The sequence below is a fragment of the Sphingomonas sp. 320_CC genome (assembly GCF_059691795.1).
Genome location: NZ_JCAWAE010000001.1, coordinates 1,098,683 through 1,109,686, shown reverse-complemented (window position 1 = coordinate 1,109,686; position 11,004 = coordinate 1,098,683). Strand labels below are relative to the sequence as shown.

Genomic DNA, 11,004 nt, shown 5'->3' with positions numbered 1-11,004 from the left:
ATGGACCGCCGCACCGTGATGGCCGGCGGTGTGGTCGGTGGCCTCGCGCTCGTGGGCACGCCCGCCTTCGCCGCCCGCCCCTCGCTCCCAAGCAAGCGCCCCGCGCTCGCTGACCGCAACTTCACCAGCCGCTCGGTCGAACGCGAGATCGCGCGCGTCTCCGCCCGGATCGGCGACCCGAAGCTCCGCTGGATGTTCGGCAACTGCTATCCGAACACGCTCGACACCACCGTCCGCATGTCGACCATAGGCGGCGCCCCAGACGCGTTCGTCATCACCGGCGACATCCCCTGCCTGTGGCTCCGCGATAGCTCAGCGCAGCTTCGCCCGTACCTTCATCTCGTCCGCGAAGACCCTGCCCTGCGCACGCTCTTCCGCGGGCTCATCGCACGCCAGTCGCGCTCGATCCTGATCGACCCCTACGCCAATGCGTTCATGGAAAGCCCCACCGCGAAGACCGACCTGAGTTGGGCGCTGAAGGACCAGACCGAGATGAAACCCGGCGTCGCGGAGCGCAAATGGGAGATCGACTCGCTCTGCTATCCGATGCGCCTCGCTTACGGCTATTGGCAGGCGACGCGCGACGCGACGCCGTTCGACGCAATTTGGGCCGAGGCCGCCCGCGCGAGCATCCGCACCTACCGCGAGCAACAGCGCAAGGACGATCGCGGCCCCTACAGCTTCCTGCGATCCTCGAACCGCAACACCGAGACGATGGCGCTCGAAGGCTGGGGCAATCCCGCCAAGCCCAACGGCCTGATCCAGTGCGGCTTCCGCCCCTCGGACGATTCCTGCGTCTACCCGTATCTGATCCCGTCCAACCTCTTCGCGGTCGCCACCCTGCGCGAACTCGCGGTCGTCGCGAACGAAGCGCGTCAGGACACCGCGCTCGCCGCCGACGCGACCGCGCTGGCGAACGAAGTCGAGGCGGCCCTCGTCGCGCACGGCCGGATGCGCCTGCGCGACGGCAACGAGGTCTGGGCTTTCGAAGTCGACGGCTTCGGCAACGCGGTCTTCATGGACGACGCCAACGTGCCGTCGCTCTCCGCGCTCGCCTATATGGGCTGCGTCCCCGCCACCGATCCGCTCTGGCGCCGCACGGCCGATGCAGCCTGGAGCGACGCCAACCCCTATTTCTTCAAGGGCACCAAGGCCGAGGGCATCGGCGGACCGCATGTCGGGCTCGGCCAGATCTGGCCGATGTCGCTGATCGTCCGTGCGCTGGCGGGCGCAGACGACTCGACTGTCCGCGCGTGCCTGCGGATGCTGCGCGACACCGACGCCGACACCGGCTTCACCCACGAGGCGTTCGACAAGGACGATCCCGCCAAGTTCACCCGCTCCTGGTTCGCCTGGGCCAACGGGCTGTTCGGCGAACTGATCGTTCAGCTTGCGAACACCCGCCCCGCACTATTGGCGAGCGCCCTATGAAGATCACACGACGCGCCCTGCTCGGCTCCAGCGGTGCGCTGGCGATCACCGGCGCGATCCCCGCCATTGCACGATCTCCAAAAGCAGCGCCCAACCTCTGGATCGGCACCGGCGGCGACGGCCATACCTATCCCGGCGCGACGATGCCGTTCGGAATGGTTCAGGTCAGCCCCGACACCGATACCGAGAAATGGGCCAACTGCTCGGGCTACCATCACGGCGACCCCACCATGATGGGCTTCTCGCACACGCATCTGTCGGGCACCGGCATCGCCGACCTGATGGACGTGCTGGTCGTCCCCAGTCGCGGCGTGGTCAAGCTGCTGCCCGGCGCACCCGACAAGCCCGGCGAAGGCTATCGCCAGACTTACACGCAGGAGATCACGGAGCCCGGCTATTACGCCGTCACGCTCGGCAACGGCGTCCGCTCAGAACTGACCGCCGAGACTCGCGTCGGGTGGCAGCGTCATCACTTCCCCGCCGGCCCCGGCCACCTCCTCGTCGATCTCGGCAACTACCGCGACAGCCGCCCCGGCGAAGGTCCGCTGATCGACGAGAGCCGGATCGAGCTCGACACCGACGGCACGCTCACCGGCAGCCGCCGCACGTTCCGCTGGGCGAAGGGCCGCCGCATCCATTTCGCGATGCACGTGTCGCCAAAGCCCGACCGGATCACGCTCTACGCCGACACGCAGAGCGTCAACGGCGCGATCGTCACCGCCGACCGCGTCCGCGCGGTGCTCCACTACGACAATGCGGGTGCCGCACCGATCGTCGTTCGCACCGCCGTCTCCGCGGTCGACATGGCCGGCGCGCGCACCAACCTCGCCGCATCCTATTTCCGCGAGTTCGACGTCGCGCGACGCCAGGCGATCCGGAACTGGGCGGACACGCTGAAGGTCGTGAAGGTCGAGGGCGGCACCGAGGATGCGCGTGTCATCATGACCACCGCGCTCTACCACGCGATGATCGCGCCGACGCTCTTCTCCGATGTCGACGGCCGCTATGTCGGGCTCGATCGCGAGGTCCACAGCGTCCCCGCCGGCGAGCAGGCGTACAGCACCTATTCGACCTGGGACACGTATCGCACGCTCCACCCGCTGCTGACGCTGGTCGCACCCGATCGCGCGAAGTCGCTGGTCCGCGACCTGATTCGCCAGACGCAGCAAAGCGCGTACGGCCCGCCGTGCTGGCCGCTCCAGGGAGTCGAGACCGGCACGATGATCGGCTGGCACTCGGTCGCGATCATGGCCGAGGCCGCGGCAAAGGGCATCGACGCCGACTATGCCGCCGCATGGCCCGCGATCCGAACCCGCGCGTTCGATCCCGCCGCGCCAGATCTCATCAACAGCCGCGGGCGGGGCACGTATATCGAGCGCGGTTATTTGCCCGCGGACACGGTCGACGAGTCGGTCAGCCGAACGCAGGAATATGCCTATGACGACTGGGCAATGGCGACGCTCGCGCGGAAAGCCGGCGCGAAGGAAGACGCCGATCGCCTGCGCCTCCGCAGCCGCAACTACCGCAACGTGCTCGATCCCACGATCGGCCTCGCGCGGCCCAAGCTCGCCGACGGCAACTGGCTGACGCCCTACGACCCGATCCAGCTCGGCCACACCAAGCGCTATCGCGATTTCACCGAAGCGAATGGCTGGCAGACGACGTTCCTGAACCAGCACGACCTCTACGGCCAGATCGCGCATTTCGGCGGCGACGCGAAGTTCGCCGCCAGGCTCGATGCGCTCTTCGCCGCTCCGTCGGCCATGCCCAAAGACGCGCCGCCCGACATCTCCGGGCTGCTCGGCCAATATGCGCACGGCAACGAGCCCGACCAGCACGTGCCCTATCTCTACGCCTATGTCGGGCAGCCGTGGAAGACGCAGGCGCTGGTCCGCAAGCTACTCGACACGATGTACCGCAACGCGCCGGACGGGATCATCGGCAACGACGATTGCGGCCAGATGAGCGCGTGGTTCGTGATGTCCGCGCTCGGCTTCTACCCGGTCGATCCGGTCGCGGCGGTGTACGTGTTCGGCTCGCCGCTGTTCACCCACGCCGAGGTCCGCGTCGGCAAGGGTCGCAAGCTGGTCGTCGACGCCCCCGGCAACCGCGCCGACACGCCCTACGTCGCGGCGGTCCAGTGGAACGGCAAGCCGTGGACCAAGAGCTGGATATCGCATGCCGATCTCGCGGCCGGCGGCACGCTCCGCTTCACCATGTCCGCCACGCCGAACCCTGCATTCGGCGCGAAGCTCGCCGACCGACCGCCCTCGTTCGGCCAGCCCGCTGCCTGATACCTCCCGGAGACGATGATGACCGAAGTTTCTCGCCGCCTGCTGCTCGCCTCGGGTCTAGCCGCCACCGCCACGCCTGCGATCGGTGCCGGTCGTGACACCGCGCCGAAGCCTTGGGGTGCGACGCCCTCGAAGCGCCAACTCGCTTGGCACGCGCGCGAGCAATACGCGTTCGTTCATTTCTCGATCAACACCTTCACCGATCGCGAATGGGGCTATGGCGACGAGGATCCGAAGCTCTTCGACCCGACCGATTTCTCGCCAGACCAGATCGTCGCCGCGGCTAAGGCAGGCGGCATGCGCGGCATCATCCTGACCGCCAAGCATCATGACGGTTTCTGTTTGTGGCCAACGATGCTGACCGAACACTGCATCCGCAACAGCCCCTACAAGGACGGCAAGGGCGACATCGTCGGCGAGATGGAGCGCGCCACGCGCCGTGCCGGGCTCGATTTCGGCCTGTATCTCTCGCCCTGGGATCGCAATCACGCCGAATATGGCCGCCCGGCCTATGTCGAGTATTTCCGCAAGCAGGTCGTCGAGCTCTGCACGCGTTACGGCACGCTGTTCGAATTCTGGTTCGACGGCGCGAACGGCGGCGACGGCTATTACGGCGGCGCGCGCGACACGCGGAAGATCGACGCGCCGAAATACTATAACTGGCCGTCGATCGTCGCGCTGGTTCACGAGCATCAGCCGATGGCCTGCACCTTCGACCCGCTCGGCGCGGACCTGCGCTGGGTCGGGAACGAGGACGGCGTCGCCGGCGATCCGTGCTGGCCGACCATGCCGAACCATCCCTATGTCCAGTCCGAGGGCAATTCGGGCGTGCGCGGTGCGCCCCTTTGGTGGCCCGCCGAGACCGACGTCTCGATCCGGCCCGGCTGGTTCTACCACGCCGACGAGGATTCGAAGGTCAAGACACCCGCGCGCCTGATCAAGCTGCACGACGAATCGGTCGGTCGCGGCACCAACCTCAACCTCAACCTGCCGCCCGACCGCCGCGGTCGCCTCGCCGACATCGACGTCGAGACGCTGAAGTCGTTCGGCAAGGCGCAGGCCGCGACCTTCGCCACCGATCTCGCCAAGACCGCGGTCGCATCGGCCAGCCACGTCCGCGGGAAGACCTATGCGGCCAGCACGGTGCTAGACGGCAACCGCGACACCTATTGGTCGACGCCCGACGCGATCATCACGCCGACACTGACGCTGGACCTCCCGCCGGGCCGATCGTTCGACCTCATCCGCCTCCGCGAGTATCTCCCACTCGGCATTCGCGTCACCCGCTTCGCTATTGATGCGGAGATCAACGGGCGATGGGAAAAACTCGCCGAGCATTCGGGCATCGGCCCGCAACGCATCGTCCGCCTGGACACGCCGATCGCCCCCCGCCGCCTCCGCCTGCGCATCCTCGAAGGCACCGCCTGCCCCGCGATCAGCGAAGTCGCGCTGTTCCGCCAGGTCGCGCCCGCTCCCGTCGCCCCGGTCCGGAACACCGACACCACCACCGTCGTCACCAGTCGCTGGTCGATCGTCACCGCGACCGCGCCGGGTGCCAAGGCGCTGCTCGACGACGACAGCGCGACCGCCTGGACCCTGCCCGCGCCTGCGCCCGGGACGCCCGCTTCGGTCACGATCGACCTCGCCGCGACCGAGACGCTCGCCGGCTTCGTCCTGATCCCGTCGCGCGCGGTGATGGCGAACACCGCCCCGCCCAAGGGCTACAAGGTCGAGGCAAGCACCGACGGCAGGACCTGGCAGGATATCGCCAAGGGCGAGCTCCCCAACATCGCCTACGCGCTCGCCGCCCAGCGTATCGCCTTCGCCCGACCGACCACCGCGCGCTACCTGCGATTCTCGTTCGCCGAGACCGCGATCCCCGCACAACGGCTGGCGATCGCGGGCCTCGGCGCGTTCAGGCCGAAACCAGGCGCATATTGACGGGCATAGGTATATTCGCTGCCACCCTGCCGCCGCAGAAGGAGAATCTAGATGACCGCCTATGTCGTATTCGTGCGCAACGAAGTCACCGATGCCGAAGAGATGAAGCAGTACCAGGCAAAAGCACCGCTGGCCCGCGAAGGCCGCACGCTGAAGCCACTGGCGTTCTACGGTGCCGTCGAGACGCTCGAAGGTCAGGCTGTCGAGGGCGCCGTGATCCTCGAATTCCCGGACATGGCCGAGGCGCACGCCTGGTATGACAGCCCGGCCTATCAGGACGCGTTGCAGCACCGTCTCAAGGGCGCCGACTACCGCGTGTTCGTGATCGAGGGGCTCCCCGGCTAACATAGGGCTAACCGATCCCCGGCTGGCGCGTCCAACCTGTACGCCAGCCAACAACCCCGTTCAGGAACGATGTCTCTCGATAGCCGTATCAACGGCGCATCCCGATTGTCGGGTTCGAGAGGACATCTCATGAAGTTTACGCATCTCATCGCTGCCGGGTTGGCCTTCGCGACACTCGGCCTCGGTGCCGCCGCTCCCGCAGAGGCACAGCGCGGGTACAGCCAGCAGTATCGCGACAACGATCATCGCGGCGACCACCGTGGCGACCGCGGCGACCGCCGCGATTATCGCCACAACGACCATCGCGGCGATCGTCACGACGACCGCCGCTATCGTGGCCGCGATCATGATCGTCGCAACTGGAACAACAACCGCCGCTGCCGCACCGAATGGCGCCACAACCGCCGCGTGCAGATCTGCCGCTGATACGACTTGAAATCGAGGGGGCGGTGGCGCGATGCTGCCGCCCACTCTCGTTGTGACCTTTTAGAAGGATCCGGATCATGAAGCGTTTTCTCGGTACGGCTGCACTGATCGCCGCTACCTGCCTTTCCGTTGCAACGCCGGCGCTAGCGCAATCGCAGGCCGACGATGCGCGCTTTGCCGCCGCCCAGGCACGGCTCGACAGCGAATTGCAGATCTTCCGCACGGAATTCGATCGCTACCAGTCGGTACGCGGCAACCGTGGCGGCTATGCGCCACAGGGTGGCTATCGCACCGCACCGGATCGCAGTGGCGGCTATCAGGAAGCGTATCCGGACGAGCGCGACGAGGGCAATTACGACCCCTCGCGCTATTACCGCGCAGGCCCGAACTACCAGGAGCGCACGCTGGCGACCAACGACCGCGTCTATGCCGGCCAGGACGGCAAATATTACTGCAAGCGCAACGACGGCACGACCGGGCTGATCATCGGCGCGGCGGGCGGCGGCATCCTCGGCAACGTGATCGACGGTGGCCGTTCGCGGATCGTCGGCTCGCTGCTCGGTGCAGCAGCCGGTGGCTTGGCCGGGCGTGCAGTGGAGCAGAGCAACAGCCAGGTCCGCTGCCGCTGATCGACGGTCGATCCTCCCCCGCCAGGGGGAGGTGTCGCCGAAGGTGACGGAGGGGGAGGACACGGAACCGAGGTTTCCCCTTCCTCCCCCTCCGTCAGGCGATGCCTGCCACCTCCCCCTTGGCGGGGGAGGATCACAGGTTTTACTTCGCCACCCCGACCAGCTTCTGCGTAAAATACGTCATCTGCAACGCCTGCAACCGAGCCCCCTGCTCGATATCCGCATCACCCGAATGGCCACCCGCCGTATCCTCATAATACAAATACGGCAGCCCATATTCCTTCAGCCGCGCCGCGAACTTGCGCGCATGCTGCGGCCCGACCCGGTCGTCCTTGGTCGTCGTCCAGATATACGGCTCCGGATACGCCACGCCCTTCTTGATGTTCTGATACGGCGAGATCGTCTCGAGAAACGCCTTCTCCTCTGGCACGCTCACCGAGCCATATTCGTCGACCCACGACGCCCCAGCCGCGATCCCTTCGTACCGGATCATGTCGAGCAACGGCACCTGGATCGTCACAGCCTTCCACAAATCGGGATGCTGGTTGAACTCGACGCCCATCAGCAAACCGCCATTCGACCCGCCATAAATGCCGAGCTTGGCCGGGCTCGTCAGTTTCCGCGCGAACAGGTCCTTCGCCACAGCCGCAAAGTCGTCGTAGATCACCTGCCGCTTGGTCTTCCGCCCGGCATCATGCCACTTGGGCCCGAACTCGCCGCCGCCACGGATGTTGGCGAGCACATACGAACCGCCCCGCTCCAGCCAAAGCTTGCCCGTGCTTCCCGAATAGCTCGGCGTCATCGACACCTGGAAACCGCCATATGCGGTCATGATCGTCGGCGTGGTCCCGTCGAGCGTGATGCCCTTCTTGTGGACCACGAAATACGGCACCTTCGTCCCGTCGGTGGACGTCGCCTCGAACTGCTCGACCACATCGTTCGACGCATCGAACTTCGCCGGCAGAGTCTTGATGGGCTTCGGCGCAGCCCCCGTCGCGGCATCCAGCGAATAGAGCGAGGTCGGCGTCAGGAACCCGGTCGACGTCAGATACGCGTCGTCGCTACGATCCGTCGTGCTCGCGACGTCGATCGAGGCATTGTCCGGCAGCACGATCGGCTTGGCAATCCAGCCATTCGCGCCATGCGTATAGACCGACGCACGACCACGGACGTTGTCCGACACCACCAGCAAAAGCTTCGACTTGGTCAACGCCATCCCGTCGACCGACTGGCGCGGCCCCGGTGCGAACACGATCGTCGGGTTGATCGTCCCCTTCTCCACCTCGGCAAGCGGCGCGGAGGCAACCGCCCCCTCCGGGATCTTGCCCCATGGGTCACTGGTTGAGAAGATCACCTGTCCGTCGATCATCCCCGCCGGAAACGTGCGATCGGGCAGCGCGAGCGGCCGCGTACCCGTCGGCGTCCACACCAGCTTGTCCGCACCGAAGAACGTCTTCCGCCGCTGGATCACCACCAGCCGGTTGCCCCTCTCGTCGGTCAGCACGTCCGCGCCGGTCGGCCCCTGGTCGGTCGCCGCGCCGCGATACACCTCGGTCGCGGCGGTCAGCGGCTGGCCGCGCTTCACCTGCTTCAACACGAACGCATAGCCCGACTGCGTCGTCGTCCCCGCGCCCCAGTCGCGCGCGACCAGCAGCGTATCCTTGTCGACCCAGCTCGCATCCTGCTTCGACTTCGGCAGCATGAAGCCGCCCTCGACGAACGCACCGGTCGACAGGTCGAACTCGCGGTACGTCACCGCATCCTCGCCGCCCTCAGACAGCGCGACCAGGCACAGCCGCTCCTCGGGCTGGAGGCAGGTAGACCCTTTCCAGACCCACTGCTTGCCCTCGGCCTTGCCCAACGCATCGAGGTCGAGCGCGGTGGTCCATTTCGGCGTCGCGCTCGCGTAATCGGCGGCACTCGTCCAGCGCCAAAGCCCATGCGGATGCTCGGCATCGCGCCAGAAATTATAGATCCGCCCGAACATCTGGTTCGGCATCGGAATGCGATCCTTCGCCGACGCGATCGCCAGCGCCTCTGCGTAGAAGGTCTTGTAGCGCGGATCGTTCTGGAGCCGCGGAAGGGTCTTCGCATTCTCGACCTCGACCCAGGCCAGCGGCTTTGCGCCATCCTTGTCCTCGAGCCAGACATACGGATCGGCGGCGGTGTTCGTTGTGGTCATCGGTGCGACTTGGGCAATGGCTGCAGTCCCCGCAAGCAGTGTCGCCGCCGTCGCAAACAAGATACCACGCATATACAACTCCCTACCGTCACCCCGGGCTTGTTCCGGGGTCCACCGATCCGCATAACAAATCCTGTCGATTGTGCGGCACGGTGGTCCCCGGAACAAGGCTCTCCTGAGGAAAGTTGAAGGATCCGGGGTAACGAAGCGAGTTCAAGAAAATGCAGGACGGCCTGCCCAAGCCCCGCCGCTTCGTCGCCATCGCCGCGATCTCGGCGGGCACGGCGCTCACGATCATCGACGGCGGCATCGCCACCGTCGCGCTCCCGACGATCGCGCGCGATCTGAACGTCGGCAGCAGCGCGGTGGTGACCGTAGTCACGGTGTACCAGCTGATCCTCGCGATGGCGCTGCTCCCCTTCTCCGGGCTCGGCGACCGGATCGGCCTGAAGCGGATGTACCAATACGGCCAACTGCTGTTCACGGTCGCGACGTTGCTCTGCTTCTTCGCTAAGAGCCTCCCGTTCCTGCTAGTCGTCCGCGCCGCGCAAGCCTTGGGTGCCGCAGCGGCGCTAAGCGTCTCGTCGGCGCTGATTCGCTCGATCTATCCGACAAAGCAACTCGGACGCGGGCTCGGCATCAACTCGGTCGTCGTCTCGAGTTCGGCAGCACTCGCCCCGACGATCGGCGGTCTAGTCCTCGCCATCGCCCCCTGGCCCTGGGTGTTCGCCAGCGCCGTACCGTTCGCGATCGCGTCGCTCCTACTCGGACGCGCGCTACCCGAACCGCGGAAACACGACGAACCCTTCGACGTGCTCGGCGCAGTAATGTGCGCAGCGATGATCGGGCTCGTCATCGGCGGCGCGGAAAGCGCGGTCCACGGCGACAGCCCGATCGTCTCCGCCGCGATCGTCCTGACCGGCGTGGTAATCGGCTGGTTCTTCGTAAAGCGCGAACAGGGCGAGACCAAGCCGATCCTGCCGATCGACCTGCTCGCGCGACCGGTGCTCGCGCTGTCGGCGATCGGTGCCTACACCGCGTTCATCGCGCAGATGACGCTGCTGCTCTCGACCCCGTTCCGCCTGACGCACGCCTACGGTTTTAGCGCGGCGGAAGTCGGCGCGGCGATCGCACCATGGCCGCTCGCCAACATGTTCGTCGCGCCGCTCTCCGGCTGGTTGTCCGATCGCTACCCGGCCGGACTGCTCGGCGGGATCGGCATGGGGGTGTCGATCTGCGCGCTGCTGCTGATCGCGTACATGCCCGCAGACCCCGGCTATTTCGATATCGCATGGCGGATGGCGTTGTGCGGCTCGGGCTTCGGGATGTTCATGGCGCCGAACGCGCGCCTCATCATCGGCTCCGCCCCCCGCGAACGCGCCGCAGCAGCAGGCGGCCTCGTCTCCACGGTCCGCCTGGTAGGCCAGACCACCGGCGCCACCCTGGTCGCGGCCCTCCTGGCGATGGGCGTAGGCGCCGGCATGACCCCGCCGCTCGTAGCTGCCGGCCTCGCGCTGGTAGCAGGCCTATGCAGCCTAAGCCGCCTCCGCCCCTCGATCCGCAACCCACCGACCGAAGAAACCCAAGACGTCCAACCGGCCTCCCAAGCAAGGTGACCTACTCCCTCTCCCCTCCGGGGAGAGGGTCGGGGTGAGGGGCTGCCCCAAACGCTGCACTGCTTGGCTCCCCCTCACCCCAGCCCTCTCCCCGGAAGGGGGAGAGGGAGCACGAGAAGAAGAAGAATGTTCACCCGCGA

General features: G+C 66.6%; 8 protein-coding genes. 7 read left to right on the top strand and 1 reads right to left on the bottom strand.

What is annotated here, in order from left to right:
• The 6 genes from AC59GX_RS05120 (at window position 1) to AC59GX_RS05095 (ending at window position 7,066) form a co-directional block, all read left to right on the top strand.
• Window positions 1-1,431, top strand: a complete 1,431-nt coding sequence (locus AC59GX_RS05120) for a glycoside hydrolase family 125 protein (RefSeq protein ID WP_426281105.1) — start codon at window positions 1-3, stop codon at window positions 1,429-1,431.
• On the top strand, window positions 1,428-3,725 hold the full coding sequence (locus AC59GX_RS05115; RefSeq protein WP_497301154.1) for a GH92 family glycosyl hydrolase: 2,298 nt from the start codon (window positions 1,428-1,430) through the stop codon (window positions 3,723-3,725). Before AC59GX_RS05120 ends, AC59GX_RS05115 begins: the two co-directional genes overlap by 4 nt.
• Window positions 3,726-3,743: 18 nt before the next feature.
• On the top strand, window positions 3,744-5,666 hold the full coding sequence (locus AC59GX_RS05110; protein ID WP_497301152.1) for an alpha-L-fucosidase: 1,923 nt from the start codon (window positions 3,744-3,746) through the stop codon (window positions 5,664-5,666).
• A 51-nt stretch (window positions 5,667-5,717) separates the two neighbouring features.
• On the top strand, window positions 5,718-6,011 hold the full coding sequence (locus tag AC59GX_RS05105; protein WP_426280821.1) for a DUF1330 domain-containing protein: 294 nt from the start codon (window positions 5,718-5,720) through the stop codon (window positions 6,009-6,011).
• Between the two features lie 129 nt (window positions 6,012-6,140).
• Complete coding sequence (locus AC59GX_RS05100) at window positions 6,141-6,437, top strand: hypothetical protein (protein WP_056062329.1); 297 nt, start codon at window positions 6,141-6,143, stop codon at window positions 6,435-6,437.
• A gap of 77 nt (window positions 6,438-6,514) precedes the next feature.
• Complete coding sequence (locus tag AC59GX_RS05095) at window positions 6,515-7,066, top strand: glycine zipper 2TM domain-containing protein (protein WP_426280822.1); 552 nt, start codon at window positions 6,515-6,517, stop codon at window positions 7,064-7,066.
• A gap of 142 nt (window positions 7,067-7,208) precedes the next feature.
• Here the strand turns inward: AC59GX_RS05095 and AC59GX_RS05090 are convergent, their stop codons facing one another.
• Entirely contained in the window at window positions 7,209-9,320 is a 2,112-nt protein-coding gene (locus tag AC59GX_RS05090; RefSeq protein ID WP_426280823.1) for a prolyl oligopeptidase family serine peptidase, read from the bottom strand.
• 149 nt (window positions 9,321-9,469) lie between these two features.
• Between AC59GX_RS05090 and AC59GX_RS05085 the strand changes: the two genes are divergently transcribed.
• On the top strand, window positions 9,470-10,864 hold the full coding sequence (locus AC59GX_RS05085) for an MFS transporter (protein WP_426280824.1): 1,395 nt from the start codon (window positions 9,470-9,472) through the stop codon (window positions 10,862-10,864).
• Window positions 10,865-11,004: the final 140 nt, after the last annotated feature.